This is a genomic window from Lutibacter sp. B1 (assembly GCF_012524075.1).
GTDB lineage: Bacteria > Bacteroidota > Bacteroidia > Flavobacteriales > Flavobacteriaceae > Lutibacter.
Genome location: NZ_JAAZUI010000010.1, coordinates 42,398 through 60,024 on the forward strand (window position 1 = coordinate 42,398; position 17,627 = coordinate 60,024).

General features: G+C 30.3%; 12 protein-coding genes. 7 read left to right on the plus strand and 5 right to left on the minus strand.

Features of this window, described 5'->3' with window-relative positions; genetic code table 11:
• Positions 1-36: 36 nt before the first annotated feature.
• Genes HGB55_RS07510 through HGB55_RS07525 form a run of 4 tightly spaced genes read left to right on the plus strand, consistent with a single transcriptional unit; the run spans position 37 to position 3,688 of the window.
• A complete protein-coding gene (locus tag HGB55_RS07510) occupies positions 37-408 on the plus strand; it encodes a BlaI/MecI/CopY family transcriptional regulator (protein ID WP_168816183.1) in 372 nt (123 codons plus the stop codon).
• On the plus strand, positions 405-1,913 hold the full coding sequence (locus HGB55_RS07515) for a M56 family metallopeptidase (RefSeq protein WP_168816185.1): 1,509 nt from the start codon (positions 405-407) through the stop codon (positions 1,911-1,913). The genes HGB55_RS07510 and HGB55_RS07515 overlap by 4 nt, the downstream gene beginning before the upstream one ends.
• A 12-nt stretch (positions 1,914-1,925) precedes the next feature.
• Positions 1,926-3,179, plus strand: a complete 1,254-nt coding sequence (locus HGB55_RS07520) for a tetratricopeptide repeat protein (protein WP_168816187.1) — start codon at positions 1,926-1,928, stop codon at positions 3,177-3,179.
• Positions 3,180-3,217: 38 nt separating this feature from the next.
• On the plus strand, positions 3,218-3,688 hold the full coding sequence (locus HGB55_RS07525) for a hypothetical protein (RefSeq protein ID WP_168816189.1): 471 nt from the start codon (positions 3,218-3,220) through the stop codon (positions 3,686-3,688).
• Between the two features lie 2 nt (positions 3,689-3,690).
• Here the strand turns inward: HGB55_RS07525 and obgE are convergent, their stop codons facing one another.
• The 3 genes from obgE to secDF form a co-directional block, all read right to left on the minus strand.
• Positions 3,691-4,683: a GTPase ObgE gene (obgE, locus tag HGB55_RS07530; RefSeq protein ID WP_168816191.1), complete on the minus strand. Its 993-nt coding sequence runs from the start codon at positions 4,681-4,683 to the stop codon at positions 3,691-3,693.
• Positions 4,684-4,752: 69 nt separating this feature from the next.
• Positions 4,753-5,868: an adenylate kinase gene (locus HGB55_RS07535; RefSeq protein WP_168816193.1), complete on the minus strand. Its 1,116-nt coding sequence runs from the start codon at positions 5,866-5,868 to the stop codon at positions 4,753-4,755.
• A 135-nt stretch (positions 5,869-6,003) separates the two neighbouring features.
• A complete protein-coding gene (gene secDF, locus HGB55_RS07540; RefSeq protein WP_168816195.1) occupies positions 6,004-8,997 on the minus strand; it encodes a protein translocase subunit SecDF in 2,994 nt (997 codons plus the stop codon).
• Positions 8,998-9,164: 167 nt separating this feature from the next.
• On the opposite strand from secDF, the gene HGB55_RS07545 reads away from it, so the two are divergent.
• The gene (locus tag HGB55_RS07545) at positions 9,165-10,841 is read left to right on the plus strand and encodes a formate--tetrahydrofolate ligase (RefSeq protein WP_168816197.1); all 1,677 of its coding nucleotides are present in this window, start codon (positions 9,165-9,167) and stop codon (positions 10,839-10,841) included.
• Positions 10,842-10,905: 64 nt separating this feature from the next.
• Here the strand turns inward: HGB55_RS07545 and mdh are convergent, their stop codons facing one another.
• Together mdh and gyrB are read right to left on the minus strand one after the other, a co-directional pair.
• On the minus strand, positions 10,906-11,829 hold the full coding sequence (mdh, locus tag HGB55_RS07550) for a malate dehydrogenase (protein WP_168816199.1): 924 nt from the start codon (positions 11,827-11,829) through the stop codon (positions 10,906-10,908).
• A 226-nt stretch (positions 11,830-12,055) separates the two neighbouring features.
• Positions 12,056-13,996, minus strand: a complete 1,941-nt coding sequence (gene gyrB, locus HGB55_RS07555) for a DNA topoisomerase (ATP-hydrolyzing) subunit B (RefSeq protein WP_168816201.1) — start codon at positions 13,994-13,996, stop codon at positions 12,056-12,058.
• Between the two features lie 336 nt (positions 13,997-14,332).
• On the opposite strand from gyrB, the gene guaA reads away from it, so the two are divergent.
• Positions 14,333-15,865 (plus strand): glutamine-hydrolyzing GMP synthase, encoded by a 1,533-nt coding sequence (gene guaA / locus HGB55_RS07560; protein ID WP_168816203.1) that lies wholly within the window; start codon positions 14,333-14,335, stop codon positions 15,863-15,865.
• 23 nt (positions 15,866-15,888) lie between these two features.
• Entirely contained in the window at positions 15,889-17,619 is a 1,731-nt protein-coding gene (locus HGB55_RS07565; protein WP_168816205.1) for a LysM peptidoglycan-binding domain-containing protein, read from the plus strand.
• Positions 17,620-17,627 lie beyond the last annotated feature (8 nt).

Genomic DNA, 17,627 nt, shown 5'->3' on the forward strand with positions numbered 1-17,627 from the left:
ATATTTGTATTATTAAACTAAAAACTTAGTTGAAAAATGGAAAAACAATTAACAAAAGCAGAAGAGCAAATAATGCAAGTTTTATGGGAGTTACAAGAAGCAAATGTTAAAGAAATAATTGAAAAACTACCAAAGCCGAAGCCGGCATACAACACAGTTTCAACAATAATTCGGATTTTAGAAACTAAAAAATTTGTTGACCACAAAGCAAAGGGTAGAGGATATATTTATTTTCCTATAATTCAAAAAAATGAATATAGTAATCAAAGTTTGCATAAACTGGTTGATGGTTATTTTGGAGGTTCTTTTAAAAATATGGTGTCATTTTTTGTAAAGAAAAATGAGGTGGATTTAAAGGAATTGGAAACTATTTTAAATACAATTAACGAAAAAAAGAATGAAAAATGATAAATTATACAATTCAAGTAATGCTTTTTCAAGCTCTATTTTTAGCAGTTTATGATTTCTTTTTGAAAAAAGAAACTTTTTTTAAGTGGAATAGGTTGTATTTATTAGGAACACCTTTTTTAGCCTTTATAATACCTTTATTAAAATTTGCAAGTTTTACTAATACTGTTCCTCAAGAATATATTGTGCAATTACCAACAGTTATCATAAATCCGCAGGCTGTACTTGAAACTACAGTAAAAACGCCTTCATCTTTAATCAATTTAACAACTGTTTTTTATGCAGGAATTGTACTGTTTATACTTTTATTTTTTGTGCGTTTATTTAAAATAGTAAAGTTAATCAATACTCATAAAGTTATAAATAAGAATACATATAAGTTGGTTTTGCTAAACGAAAAACAATCAGCTTTTTCATTTTTCAACTTTATTTTTATACATAAATCGTTTTTAGAAAAAGAAGATTTACAAATTATTAAGCACGAATTGGTGCACTGTAAGCAGTACCATTCAGTTGATTTATTACTTTTTGAAATTTTAAAAATAGCCATGTGGTTTAATCCGCTTGTGTATGTTTTTCAACATAGAATTACGGTTTTACACGAGTATATTTCTGATGCTGAGGTTGTAAAAGAAGTAGATAAAAAAAGTTATTTCAATAAATTATTAGCAGAAACATTTAATGTAGAACATATTTCATTCATTAATCAATTTTATAAACAATCATTAATCAAAAAACGAATAGCTATGATTACAAAAAACAAATCGCAAAAAATGAAACAGTTAAAATATTTACTGTTAATTCCGCTGTTGTTCAGTATGTTGCTTTATATGTCTTGTACAAAAGGAGTAGAGTTTGAATTAGAAGATGTTGAAAATGCGCTAAATAAAGAAAACGTAATTTCTGATGGAAAATATTTTGAAGGAAAAAACGGTAAAATGTTTTTAGGTACCAGTTTAGCAGGAAAAGAAGTTATGTATGAAGACTTTACGGAAAAAGAAAAGGAGTTATTTGATAAATTCAGCGATAAAGATTTTCCAAATCTTGAGATGAAGATAGTTATTGATACTAATGGAGATAGAGTGTTGTTTTTAAAAACGAATTTTAAATCTGTTACAACACAAAAAACGTATGAGTACGAAAAGGGAGAAGATGTACCATTTTCAATAATTGATGAGGTTCCTGTATTTCCGGGTTGTGAAGGAACTCAAGAAGAATTAAGAAAATGTTTACAAGAGAAAATTACAGAATATGTTAGTGTTAATTTTAATTCAGATTTAGCCAATGACCTTGGTTTACAGCAGGGTGTTAAACGAATTTTTGTACTATTTAAAATAGATAAAGATGGTACTATTACCGATGTTCAAGCACGAGCACCTCATCAAAGTTTAGCCGATGAAGCCATACGAGTTATTGAAAGTTTACCAAAAATGATTCCTGGAAAACAAAAAGGAGAAGTTGTTGGCGTTAAATACAGTTTACCAATAGCTTTCAAAGTTGAATAAAATTTAAATTTTATGAAAAAGATTTTAATTGTAAGTATTGTTTTGTTTACAGTCCTAAAAACCGAAGCTCAAACTTCGGTTTTTAGCGTTGTAGATAGTTTATTGCTTAAAGGAAATTATCAAAAAGCCTTGGGTTTATTAGAAAATGAACCCAAAAACACTCAGGTATTTGATAAAATGGCTGATATTTTCCAAGATATAGGTAATTATACAAAAGCTAATGAATTTTATACGAAAGCTCTTGAAGATGAGGATAATAACATTATAAAAATAAAATTAGCAAAGGTATTAAAGGCTCAGGGCTTAACTGATAAAGCTATTACACTGTATGAGACTATTTTACAGAAAGATTCAACAAATTTGTTAGTAGCCAACAACTTAGGGAAATTGTATTTGGGTGTTAACCAACCTAAAAAAGCTCAGAAAATCTATAAGTTTTTAAAAGAAAAAGACCCAACCAATCCAAATTATTCGTATCAAATAGGAGAGTCTTTAGGGCTTCAAAATAAATTTTTAAAACAAGGGCAAAGTTACTTAGATGCTTATAATTTGGATACGCTTCATTTTAAAAGTATTTATGAACTGGCAAAGTTTTTTAAAAAATTGAAATATAAGGATTCTACCATGCTTTTTATTGATAAAGGTTTACAAATTGATAAAAACAGCCTTAATTTCAATCAGTTAAAAGCAAATGAATTGTATTATTTAAAAGATTTTAATGGAGCTTTAAAGTATTTATCTAGGCTTGATAGTTTAAACTTTATATCCTTAAATACTTATGAAATGTTCGGAATGTGTTACTATAATTTAAAAGAATTAGACTCGGCTGAAACGTACTTTAAAAAAGCAATACGATTAGACAGAAATAACCCTAAAATACTTTATAGAATGGCAAATTTGTATTATGAAAAAGAAGATATGAAACTGGCGAAACTCTATTTAACAATGTCGATTATGTATGCAAAGCCCGATTTAGATAAACAGTATTTTTTATTGGGTACTATTTTTAAAGAAGAAAATGATTTTAAACAGGCTCTCACAAATTTTGAAAAAGCTTTTCAAAATAATTCTAAAAACTTTAAAGCTTTATTTGAGATAGCAACTACTTCTGATGTTTACTATAAAGACTCCAAAATAGCATTATTACATTACAAAAAATACATAGAAAGATTTGAAAATAAAGATTTACAAATGACTCTTTATGCAAATAAACGTATTGATAAACTTAAAAAAGAGCTTTTTATAAAAGGAGAAATTGTTGACTAACAAAAATATTGTATTTTCACATTGCAAAACAATTGTAAATGTTTAAGAAGCTATTTGTACTTCTATTTTTGTCTTCAATCTTATCTTGTTCTTTTTTTGAAAACAAGGTAAAAAATGCTTCTATTCAAGAGATAGACACTATTGTTGATTTTAACAGCGTAGATGCTTTTCCTTTATTTCCTAATTGTAAAGAAATACCATCACGAGATAAACAGCAAATTTGTTTTCAATTAGAAATGTCGCAACATATTTATGCTTCACTTAAAGAATATTCATTTAACTCAAAAGAAGTTGTAAATGATACTGTTTTGGTACAATTAAAAGTTGATTCAAAAGGAAAAACAAGTTTATCAAGTATACAAATAGCACCAAAAACAAAAGAACTTTTACCTGAATTTGACAGTATTGTTATGGTAAGTATTCAAAATTTACCACTTTTAGAACCTGCAATAAAAAGAGATATGCCTGTAACTACTGAATTTGTTTTACCAATAGTTTTGAAAAATTAAAATTAGTCATTTAACATTTTCCACAACGTATCTTTCAATTCCGTTAAGCCTTGTTGCGCTACTGATGAAATAAATAAGGTTTGAATATCTTTAGGAAGATCTTTTTTTATTTCTTCAATCAGTTCATTATCTAGCATATCTGATTTTGAGATAGCTAATAATCTGGCTTTATCTAATAATTCAGGATTGTGTTTTTTTAATTCATTCAACAGAATTTTATATTCTTTTTGAATGTCCTCTGAATCTGCCGGAATTAAAAACAGTAATAATGAATTTCGTTCAATATGACGTAAAAATCTATGACCTAACCCTTTTCCTTCAGCAGCTCCTTCTATAATTCCGGGAATATCAGCCATTACAAAAGTTTGAAAATCACGATGGGTTACAATCCCTAAGTTTGGTTTTAAAGTTGTAAAAGCATAATCGGCAATTTTAGGTTTTGCCGCTGTTATTACAGATAGTAAGGTAGATTTACCTGCATTAGGAAATCCAACCAAACCAACATCAGCCAATACTTTTAGTTCAAGTTGAAACCATCCTTCTTTGCCTTCAATACCGGGTTGTGCATAACGAGGTGTTTGGTTTGTTGATGATTTAAAGTGCCAGTTTCCAAGGCCACCCATTCCTCCTTCCAATAAAATTTGTTCAGGGTTATCTGGTGTTATTTCAAATAGAATTTCTTGTGTTTCACCATCTCTAATAATGGTTCCTAAAGGTACTTCAACATAAATATCTTCACCATCTTTACCTGTACTCCGTTGTTTACTACCGTCACCACCATGCTCTGCTTTAAAGTGCTTTTTAAATTTTAACGGATAAAGCGTCCACATATTTTTGTTCCCTCTTACAATAATATGACCACCTCTTCCTCCATCACCACCATCAGGACCACCTTTTGCAATGTATTTTTCTCTATGCAAATGAGCAGATCCGCGGCCTCCTTTTCCAGAAGAAGCGTAAATTTTTATATAGTCAACAAAATTCCCTTCAGTCATTAATATATATTTAATTGCAGAGTTGTTTAGTAGTGTATTAGTATTATACACTAAATTAGAAACTCTTATTTATAGTTTATCAAAAACTTCGCTTAAACGCTCAGTTATTTCGCTTATTGCACCTACGCCATTAACTCCAAAATATTTATTTTGAGTTTGATAATAATCTTTTAAGATTGCAGTTTTTGTGTTGTATTCATTAAAACGATTACGAATTTTACTCTCATCTTGGTCATCAGCTCTTCCGCTTGTTTTACCACGTTCTAACAAACGTTCAACCAATAAGTCTTCAGGTACTTCTAAAGCAACCATACCACTTATGGTTTCACCTTTTTCTTCTAAAAATTCATCAAGTGCACTGGCTTGAGATTCTGTTCTAGGGAAACCGTCAAAAATAAATCCATTCGCATCAGGAGTTTTATCTACCTCTGCTTTTAACATATCTATGGTAACATTATCAGGAACTAAATCTCCTTTATCCATAAATGATTTAGCTAACTTACCTAGTTCAGTTTCATTTTTAATATTATATCTAAAAACTTCACCAGTTGAAATATGTTCTAAGTTATATTTTACTTTTAGCAAGTCTGCCTGAGTTCCTTTTCCTGCTCCGGGAGGTCCAAATAAAACTATGTTTTTCATTTTTGGTTCTGTTGTAAGTTGATAAATATCTGCCAAGTTTCTTCCCAAATTATCATAGTCTAAACCATATCCTACAATAAATTTATCGGGTATAGATATTCCAATATAGTCAATAGGTAATTCTTTTTTAAATACATCAGGTTTAAAAAAAAGTGTAGCTATTTTAAGTTGTTTTAATTTTTTATCCTTAAAAATTTCATAGATTTCTTGAAGCGTATTACCTGTATCAATAATATCTTCTAAAATAACTACGGTTCTACCTTCTAAATCTTCGTTAACACCAACAAGTTGTTTTATTTTTCCTGTGGAATTAGTTCCGTTATAAGATGATAATTTTACAAAAGAAACCTCACAATTATAATTGTATTTACGCACAAAATCGGCCACAAACATAAACGAACCATTAAGAATACCAATAAATATAGGAGTTTCATCTTTTAGGTCTTCAGAAACTTGTTTTACCAATAAGCTTATTGCGTTTTCAATTTGATTCTCTGTTATAAATTTTTTAAAGTATTTGTCGTGTAGTTTAATGATGCTCATTTTTGTGCTTTGTTACAAATTTAATAATCAATAAATAATATAGCTTCTTTAATTCAATTAATTTGCTAATTTGAAATACAAAAACCGTTTTGACCAATCAAAACGGTTTTTGTACTGTTTTAGTTACAAATAAAATTATTTTTTCTTTTTATCAAGTTGCTTAATAGTGTCATAAGTAATAGGTGCAGCAATAAACAATGATGAGTATGTTCCAACTATTATTCCAACTATTAAAGCAAACATAAATCCTTTTATAGAGTCGCCTCCAAATAAGAAAATTGCTATCAATACAACTAAAGTAGTTGAAGAGGTGTTTAATGTTCTTCCAAGTGTACTACTAAGTGCAGTATCAACAGTTTTATTAAATTTCCATGATGTATGTATACCTGTAAACTCACGAATTCTATCAAAAATGATAACCGTATCATTAAGTGAGTATCCAACAACAGTAAGTATAGCGGCTATAAATGATTGACCAATTTCCATATCAAACGGTAAAACTTTATAAAATAATGAGAATATTGCCATTACAATTAACACATCGTGGAAAACAGCTACAACTGCTCCTAAACTGAACTGCCATTTTTTAAATCGTAATAAAATATATAGAAATACTACTAATAAAGAACCCAATATAGCCCATCCTGCAGCTTTCTTAATATCATCGGCAATAGTTGGTTCTACTTTTATAGAACTCATTATACCAACTTTTTTATCACCCTCAAAACCAGGCTTAAATTCGTCTAATGTTAAATTTTCAGGTAAATATTTATTTAAACCTTTATAAAGTAATTCTTGTACTTCATCATCAATATGATTTCCTTCTTCATCAATTTTATATTTAGTAGTTATTTTTAATTGACTTTCTTCACCATACGTTTTTACTTCAGGCGCACTACCAAAAACATCTTTTAAAGTGTTTGCAACATCTGTAGCACTATTAGTTTTGTCAAATTTAACAACATAACTTCTTCCTCCAATAAAATCTACACCATAATTTAATCCATTAGTTACTAATGATCCTAAACCAATAACAATAATAAGCCCAGAAATAATATAAGCTATTTTACGTCTTTTTAAGAACTCAATATCAATACGTTTGAACCAATTTTTTGTTATACCTGTATTGAACGTAAATGTTTTACCTTTTGCAGCGTACCAATCAATTAATAAACGTGTAATAAAAATTGCTGTAAATAATGATGTTACAATACCTACCATTAACGTATAAGCAAAACCTTTAACCGGACCTGTACCAAATACATAAAGAATTACACCTGTTAGCATAGTTGTAATATTGGCATCAATAATTGCAGATAATGCTCCGGCATAACTAAATCCGTGACTGATTGCAGCTTTTAAACCTTTACCTTTGTTTAACTCTTCTTTAATTCTTTCAAAAATAATTACGTTGGCATCAACCGACATACCTATTGTTAAAATAATACCGGCAATACCAGGTAATGTTAATACGGCACCAAATGCAGTTAAAATTCCAAATATGAATAGTAGGTTAACTAATAAAGCCACATCAGCAAATGCTCCTGCTTTACCATAATAGAAAATCATCCATAGTAAAACTAAAACTAAAGCCAATGCAAATGAACTCATACTGCTATTGATAGCTTTTTGGCCTAATGATGGCCCAACAACTTCAGATTGAATTATGTGTGCAGCAGCAGGTAATTTACCGGCTTTTAATACGTTTGCAATATCTTGCGCTTCACTCACAGTCATACTTCCTCCGGAAATAGAAGTTCTACCATCTGTAATTGGAGTATTAACAATAGGAGCTGAATGTACATTATCATCTAACACTACTGCAACAAATTTACCAACATTTTCAGTAGTCATTTTACCCCATTGTCTTGTACCTGTAGCATTCATGGTCATACTAACCTCTGGTTTTCCGGTTTGTCCGTATTCCTGACTTGCATCATCTATTACATCACCTTCAATTGGTGGTACATCTTCACGGTTAGATTTTATGGCGTATAAGTTGATTAATTCAACTTCTTCATTTGTTGTTGTTAATGTAGCTATATATGAATTAGAATCCCAAAGAAACTTAGTATATTTCATATCATTAGGAAGTAATAATCTTACTTCTTTCATTGCTAAATATGAATTTACTTTTGCAGTATCAGCTATTTTAGCAGTTCCAATAACAGAAGATATTTGATTTTGCGATTGTGGAATGCTAGGTGTTAAAACAGAAAATAAATTTTTAACTTCTTTAGTTGCTAAAGAATCGGAAACTTCACCTAATAAATCATCTAAATTATCTTTAGTAGAAATAGTGTCAGTTTCTTCAGTTTCATCTTTTAATAAATTCTCAACTACAGAATTTGCCTGAAAAAAGAAATTTGCTGTTTCTTGGTTTGAATAAACTTCCCAAAATTGTAATTCAGCAGTACTTTGAAGTAATTTTCTAACACGATCAATATCTTTTGCGCCAGGTAATTCAATTAAAATACGACCAGATTTTCCAATACGTTGAATATTAGGTTGTGTAACACCAAATTTATCTATACGACTACGTAGTACTTCGAATGCTGTATTTACTGAACCGGTAACTTCTGCTTCAATAATTGGTTTTACTTCTGCGTCAGTTAATTTAAAATTAATTTTATCACGAAGCGATTTGTTACCAAAAATGCTGGGATCACTTAATTTAACGGTACCATTACTTAGTTTTTCAAATTCATTAAAAAATAAATTTAAGAAAGTATTATCACTGTTTTTTTGAGCTTCAGTTGCTTTTGCCAGAGCTTCATTAAATACAGGATTTTTAGAATCATTAGATAAGCCTATCAAGATATCTTTAACAGATACTTGTAAAATAGCGTTGATACCACCTTTAAGGTCTAATCCTAAGTTTAATTCTTTGTCTTTTATATCGTTATAACTGAATTTTGCAAAACCTAAATTAATTACCGGTTTGTTTGCAACAGAGTCTAAATACACTCTTTCTAATCTTGCTATTTCCTTACCATCATCCGATCTAGATTCTGCGTAAACTTTTGCTTTCTTTTCAACTCCATTAGTAAACCAGGTAAATGATAGCTGATATAAACTTACTAATCCAAATAGAATAGCGAATAACTTTATAAGTCCTTTGTTTTGCATTTTAAATTAATTTAATAAACTTCATTTGTAATAAACGTGCAAATATATAATTTCAAACAGGAACTAACAATTCTTTTTCGCTTTTTATGGCTTTAAATTATCACTTGTTTATTTATTGTCAATCTAAAATATGAAATTTATATATTTGAGTCTTAAATTTTTAGAAAATGAAACTTTTTTCAGATATAGAAATAGCACAAGGAAAAGAATTAAAACCTATAAAGAAAATTGCAAAAAAAATAGGAATAAAAGAAGACGATTTAGAGTTGTATGGAAAATACAAAGCTAAATTGCCATTATCGTTAATTGATGAAGAAAAAATTAAGCATAATAACTTAGTTTTAGTAACAGCAATAACTCCAACACCGGCAGGAGAAGGTAAAACTACTGTTTCTATTGGTTTAACAGAAGGGTTAAATAAAATAGGAAAACAAGCTACAGTTGTTTTACGAGAACCTTCGTTGGGACCGGTTTTTGGAATAAAAGGTGGTGCAGCAGGCGGAGGTTATTCTCAGGTTGTGCCTATGGAAGATATCAATCTTCATTTTACAGGAGATTTTAATGCTGTTGAAAAAGCAAATAATTTACTTTCGGCATTAATTGATAATAATTTACAAAGTAAAGTAGGAAATTTAAATATAGATCCTCGTACAATTTTATGGAAAAGAGTTATTGATATGAATGATAGAGCTTTGAGGAATATTATTGTTGGACTTGGAGGTACTGCCAATGGAATTCCGCGTGAAGATGGATTTAATATTACGCCGGCATCAGAAATTATGGCAATACTATGTATGGCTAATGATTTTAACGATTTAAAAAAGCGTTTAGGTGATATTTTTGTTGGATTTACTTTTGATAAACAACCAATTTTTGCACGTGATTTAAGAGCTGAAAATGCTATGGCTATTTTACTCAAAGATGCTATTAAGCCAAATTTAGTACAAACTTTAGAAGAGAATCCTGCAATTATTCACGGTGGTCCTTTTGCTAATATTGCACAAGGAACAAACACTATTATTGCAACTAAAATGGGGTTGTCTCTTTCAAAATATGTAATAACAGAAGCCGGTTTTGGAGCCGATTTGGGTGCAGAGAAATTTTTGAATATAAAATGTGTAGCAGCCGGGCTTAAGCCAAAGGCCGTTGTTTTAGTTGCTACAATCAGAGCCTTACGCCATCATGGAGGTGCAAAAAAAGAAGAGCATAGTAAGCCAAACTTAGATTATGTAAAAGCAGGTTTTTGCAATTTGGAGAAACATATTGAAAATATTAGAAAATTTAATATTGAACCTGTAGTTGCAATAAATTCGTTTATAGATGACAGCGTTGAAGAAGTTGAATTTATAATTGAAAATTGCAAAAAATTAGGTGTTAAAGCTGTGGTTTCTGAAGGTTGGGAAAAAGGAGGAGAAGGAACAATAGAGTTGGCAGAAGCAGTTGTAGATATTGTTGAGTCGAATTCAAAAGAATTTAAACCTCTTTATGATTGGAAGTTACCGGTAAAAGAAAAAATTGAAATTATAGCAAAAGAAATTTATGGGGCCAAAAAAGTTGATTTTGATAAAAAAGCCCAACTAAATCTAAATAGAATTGAAGCACTTGGTTTTAATGATTTTGCAATTTGCATGGCAAAAACACAGAAATCGTTTTCAGATAATGAAGTGTTAAGAGGCCGGCCAAAAGATTTTACTGTTACTGTTCGTGAAATTGAAATAGCAGCAGGAGCCAGGTTTATTATTCCAATTTTAGGGCAAATGATGCGTATGCCGGGTTTACCTTCGCATCCTGCTTCAGAAAATATGTTTATTGATAGTGATGGAATAATATCAGGATTGTCATAAAAATAATAAAACTCCTCAAACTTAAATTTTGAGGAGTTTTATAAAAAATGTTTAATTGTATAAATTAACCTAATAAACTGTTAGTATTTCTAACACCTACAGCACTTTCTGCAAGTTTGTTTTTTTCAGCTTCGGTTAACTTAACTTCAACAATTTTTTCAATTCCATTTTTACCAATAATACAAGGTACACCTATTGAAATATCTGATAAACCATATTCTCCATCTAATAAAGCAGAGCAAGGGAATATTTTTTTAGAATCTAAAGCAATTGCTTTTACCATTTCTGATACTGCAGCTCCTGGAGCGTACCAAGCACTGGTTCCTAGTAATTTTGTTAAAGTTGCTCCACCAACTTTTGTTTCTTCAGCAACTTGAGTCAATCTTTCTTCAGATAGAAATTCTGTAACAGGAACACTATTTCTAACAGCTAAACTTGTTAAAGGTACCATGCCAACATCACTATGACCTCCAATTACCATTCCGTCAACGTCAGATTGAGGACATTCTAAAGCTTCAGCTAAACGATATTTAAAACGTGCACTATCTAAAGCTCCACCCATACCAATAATTCTATTTTTTGGTAATCCGGTAGATTTATGAGTTAGGTAAGCCATAGCATCCATAGGGTTACTAACTACAATTATAATTAAGTTTGGTGAATATTTGATTAAGCTTTCTGAAACAGATTTAACAATACCGGCATTTATACCAATTAATTCTTCACGAGTCATACCCGGTTTGCGAGGAATTCCACTGGTTATTACTGCTACATCACTATCGGCAGTTTTAGAATAATCATTTGTTACTCCTGTAATTTTTGAATCAAATCCGTTTAAAGAAGCAGTTTGCATTAAATCCATAGCTTTACCCTCGGCAAAGCCTTCTTTAATATCAATCAGGACTACTTCTGAAGCGAAGTTTTTAATAGCAATGTACTCAGCACAACTTGCACCTACTGCACCTGCTCCTACTACTGTTACTTTCATATTTTAAGGTTTATTTTTAGTTATAATTATTGGTAAAAATACTATTTTTCATAAAAAAAAATCTTTAAAATGCAGGGAAATTACGAAATCGTTATTGCTGTTTTAACGCTTTTATAATTTTATTTTCAGCACTTTAAACTTTAATGAAAAAAAAGTTTCTTTTGATTTTAAATATATAAAAAAAAGACTGCTTTTTAGCAGTCTTTTCAAAGTTGTGTAATGAATGTTACGCATCAATATTAGCATAAACAGCATTTTTCTCGATGAATTCTCTTCGAGGAGGAACTTCGTCTCCCATCAGCATAGAGAAAACTCTATCTGCTTCTGTTAAATTATCAATTGAAACTTGGCGTAATGTTCTAAATTCAGGATTCATAGTTGTATCCCATAATTGTTCAGCATTCATTTCACCAAGACCTTTATAGCGTTGGATTGAAGCACCACCACCCATTTTTTGAGCAATTAAATCACGTTGGTCATCATTCCAAGCATATTCTCTTTTTTGTCCTTTTTTAACTAAATATAATGGAGGTGTTGCAATGAAAATATGTCCGTTTTCAATTAATTCTTTCATATATCTAAAGAAGAATGTAAGAATTAATGTAGCAATGTGGCTACCATCTACGTCGGCATCACACATAATTACTACTTTACTGTAACGAAGCTTCTCTAAGTTTAATGCTTTACTGTCTTCTTCGGTGCCAATTGAAACACCCAAAGCAGTAAACATATTTTTTATCTCTTCGTTTTCAAAAACTTTATGCTGCATAGCTTTTTCAACATTTAATATTTTACCTCTTAAAGGTAAAATTGCTTGGAAAGCTCTGTCTCGTCCTTGTTTTGCTGTACCACCAGCTGAATCTCCCTCAACTAAGAAAATTTCACATTTTTCAGGGTCTGTTTCTGAGCAGTCACTTAATTTACCTGGTAAACCGCCAATTGACATAACGGTTTTACGTTGTACCATTTCACGGGCTTTACGTGCAGCATGGCGTGCCTGTGCAGCTAAAATTACTTTTTGTACAATTGTTCTTGCATCTGACGGATTTTCTTCTAAATAGTCATTCAGCATCTCTGAAACAGCTTGACTAACAGCAGCTGTAACTTCACGGTTTCCTAATTTTGTTTTAGTTTGTCCTTCAAATTGAGGTTCAGCAACTTTAACCGAGATAATTGCGGTTAATCCTTCTCTAAAATCATCACCGGCTATATCAAATTTAAGTTTGTCCAGCATTCCGGATGTTTCAGCATATTTTTTTAGCGTACTGGTTAATCCACGTCTAAAACCGGATAAGTGAGTACCACCTTCGTGTGTATTGATGTTGTTTACGTAAGAGTGTAAATTTTCATTGTAAGAGGTATTGTAAACCATAGCAACTTCCACAGGAATGCTATTTTTTTCACCTTCCATTGCAATTACACCGGCTGTTAGCTGTTCTCTGGTAGCATCTAAATATTTTATAAATTCAGGTAGCCCTTCATCACTATAAAACTTATCAAAAATAAAATTACCTTCATCATCAGTATTTCTTTTATCAGTTAAAGTAATGGTAACACCTTTGTTTAAAAATGAAAGCTCACGCAAACGTGTAGCTAGAGTATCATAACTAAAAACAATGGTTTCTTTAAAAATGGTTTTATCTGGTAAAAAGGTGACCATTGTACCTTTATCAGAAGTTTCACCAACTGATTTTGCCGGATATAAGGCTTTACCTTTTTCGTATTCTTGTTCCCAAATTTTCCCGTCTTTATATACAGTTGCTTTTAAATGATCGGAAAGTGCGTTTACTACAGAAACACCAACACCGTGTAAACCACCGGAAACCTTATAAGAATCTTTGTCAAATTTACCACCGGCACCAATTTTAGTCATAACAACTTCAAGTGCAGAAACACCTTCTTTTTTATGTATATCAACCGGAATTCCACGACCGTTATCTTTAACCGAAATGGAATTATTTTCATTCATAATAACATCTATCGTATCACAATGACCTGCCATTGCTTCATCAATAGAATTATCAACTACTTCATAAACTAAATGGTGTAAACCTCTTACACCAACATCACCTATATACATTGATGGACGCATACGTACATGCTCCATTCCTTCTAATGCCTGAATACTATCGGCAGAATAATTGTGTTTTTTTGCTTCTTCACTCATATTTAAAATCTATATGTTCTTTTTTATATAAAAAATGACTTACAAATATAATGAAACAAGTTGTTAATTAAATTGAATTTGAGGTTTATAGGCTTTAAGTTATCAACAATTTGTAAGATGATTAAAAGTCTCTTAAAGCCGCTAAAAAGTGCCTTAAAATAGATTTTACTATTTTTTAATGATGTTTTTTTGAGTTGTAGAATATTAAATGCGTTAAATTTAAGTATTTTGAAGCATAATATTTTTTTAATAACTTAATTAGTGGAAAAAAATATAACTTCGCTAAAAAAAATGCTAAAGTTTTATGGTATATTTATTTAAATATTATTTTTGCGAATGCAACAAAAGGTACTTATTTTAGATTTTGGTTCACAATACACGCAATTAATTGCGAGAAGAGTTAGAGAACTCAATATATTTTGTGAGATTTTCCCATATAACAGTAAAAATTTTAAGATTGAAGATTACAAAGCTGTACTATTATCAGGCAGTCCTTTTTCAGTTAGAGCTGAAGATGCTCCACATCCCGATTTAACTTCAATTAAAGGCAAATTACCTTTGTTGGGAGTTTGCTTTGGAGCACAATTTATGGCTCATAATTTTGGTGGAAAAGTAGCAGCTTCAAATACACGTGAGTATGGCAGAGCCAATCTTTCATTTATAAAAAACAACGAGCCTTTTTTTGATGGCGTAAATGAAAATAGTCAGGTTTGGATGAGCCATAGTGATACCATTGTAGATTTACCTGAACATTTTGAATTGATTGCCAGTACACATGATGTTGCGAATGCAGCATTTAAAATTGAAAATGAACTTACTTATGGAATTCAGTTTCATCCGGAAGTATATCATTCTAAAGACGGATTGAAAATTCTTGAAAACTTTTTAGTTAAAATAGCTAGAATAGCTCAAACTTGGACTCCCGAGTCTTTTGTAGATTCAACAGTTAAAAAGCTGAAAGAAAGAGTTGGAAATGATAAAGTTGTTTTAGGATTGTCGGGAGGTGTTGATTCAACTGTGGCGGCAACACTACTAAGTAAAGCAATAGGAGATAATTTGTATTGTATTTTTGTAAACAATGGATTATTGCGAAAAAATGAGTTTGAAAATGTATTGGAGCAATACAAAGATATGGGACTTAATGTTAAAGGTGTTGATGCTTCGGCACGTTTTTTGAAAGAATTGGAAGGTAAAATTGATCCAGAGGAAAAGCGAAAAGCTATTGGTAAGGTTTTTATTGAAGTTTTTGATGATGAAGCTCATTTACTAAGAGATGTAAAATGGTTAGGGCAAGGAACAATTTATCCTGATGTAATAGAATCAGTTTCGGTAAATGGAGGACCGTCGGCAACTATAAAATCGCACCATAATGTAGGTGGTTTACCCGATTTTATGAAATTAAAAGTTATTGAACCTTTAAAAATGTTATTTAAAGATGAAGTTCGCAGAGTTGGAAGATCTTTAGGGATTGATGATGAATTATTAGGAAGACACCCATTTCCGGGACCTGGATTGGGAATCAGAATTTTAGGTGATGTAACAGCTGAAAAAGTTAGAATTTTACAAGAAGTAGATGCTATATTTATCAATGGTTTAAAAGAATGGGGTTTGTATGATAGCGTTTGGCAAGCAGGTGCAATGTTATTACCTGTAAACTCGGTAGGAGTTATGGGTGATGAAAGAACTTACGAGAAAGCTGTTGTTTTAAGAGCCGTTGAATCTACTGATGGTATGACAGCCGATTGGGTAAATTTACCATACGAATTTTTACAAAAAACATCTAATCAAATAATAAATGGTGTAAAAGGCGTTAATAGAGTAGTGTACGATATTAGTTCTAAACCACCGGCAACAATTGAGTGGGAATAAATTCCCGGCTTAAAAAATAATTTATGAAAAGAATAAAACTTTTAATTGTCTTTCTTTTTTTGTTTTCAGCAGTAATAACAGCACAACAAAAAAAGTATATTTCATACTCTGTTAAAAAAGGCGAAACTATGAAAAGTATAGCTAAAGAGTACGATTTATCTACAAGAGATTTACTTAAATTAAATCCCGGAATAAGTAGAAAACCAGATCCAAATACTGTAATTATTGTTCCCAATAAAAATTATGGTAAAGAAGTTGTTGAACAAGTTAAAACTGACGATAATTTATATTTAGTTAAACCTAAAGAAACTCTATTTGGTATTTCAAAGAAATTTGGAGTAACCATTGATGATCTGATAGCTAAAAATCCGAGTTTAAAAGAAGGATTAAAAGTTGGAATGAAATTAATTATTCCGAAAGCAAATGTTACAAAAACCACAGAAACTTTAAATTATGTTATACATACTGTTGTTAAGGATGATACCGTATATAATTTAACCAAACGTTATAATGTTACTGTAGATCAGCTACTTTCTTTAAATCCTACACTTGTTGAAGGTTTAAAACTAGGAATGGTTTTAAAAATAAAACCCGTAACTGAGATTGAAGAAACCAATAATATTGAAGAAGAAGAACTTGATAGCAACGAAGCTGAAATATTTTATGAAAATTTAAATTTGCATAAAGATATTAATGTTGTAGTAATGTTACCATATCAATTAAATAAGTTGATAGATTCTACCGTAATCTCTAATTTTAGTAAAACAAATTCACTATTAAATATTACAACAGATTTTCATTTGGGAGTTGAAATGGCTATTGATTCGTTAGTGAAAAAAGGAGTTAAAATACATGTAAATTATGTTGATACTGAAAACTCAAGCTATAAATTAAAATCTATTGTTAATTCTATTGATTTTGATAAGGTTGATGCAGTTATAGGTCCATTGTTTTTTGAAAATGCATATTGGGTTGCCAAACATGTTTCTGCTCCTGTAATTGCACCTGTTTATTCTAAAAAGCAAAATACATTATCGGCTTCTAATTTGATAAAATCTGCACCGGAAGAGGATTTGTTAGAAAAAAAAATGTTAAGCTATTTAGAAGAAAATTACAATGGAGAAAATATTATAGTTGTTAACGATGGTAAAACTGATTCTCAAAGTAAACTTTGGCGTATAGTTAATATTTTAAAATCATTTGATTCCATTCAAAATATAGCTGTAATAAAACCTGAAAAAGGATATATAGCAAGTGAAAAAATTTCTCAAAAATTAAAAAATGACAGTGATAATTGGGTACTGTTATTGAGTGATGAAGTTTTAACTACTGCCGCTACAGTAAATAATTTAAAAGTTTTAGATAAAGAGTTTAAAATAACATTATTTGCTTTAGATAAAGGAGAGAATTTTGATAAGGTTGATAATAATTTTTTAGGAGAATTGAATTTTGTTTTCCCTACAACCGATTTTTATGATTTGGATACTAAAAATACAAGAGGTTTTTATAAATCATACAAATCTAAAAATAATGCGATACCTTCAAAGTATGCAATTAGAGGGTTTGATGTGGCATACGACGCTATTGTAAGAATAGCAAGTAATAAAAATTTAGAGGATGGTTTAAAAGCTGGGAAATCAACAAGAATTTCTTCAACGTTTGATTATAATAAAAAGTTATTTGGAAGTTTTGAAAATAACGGAGTATTTCTAATTCAATATAATAAAGATTTGGAAGCTGTTATTTTAGAATAAAAAAATAA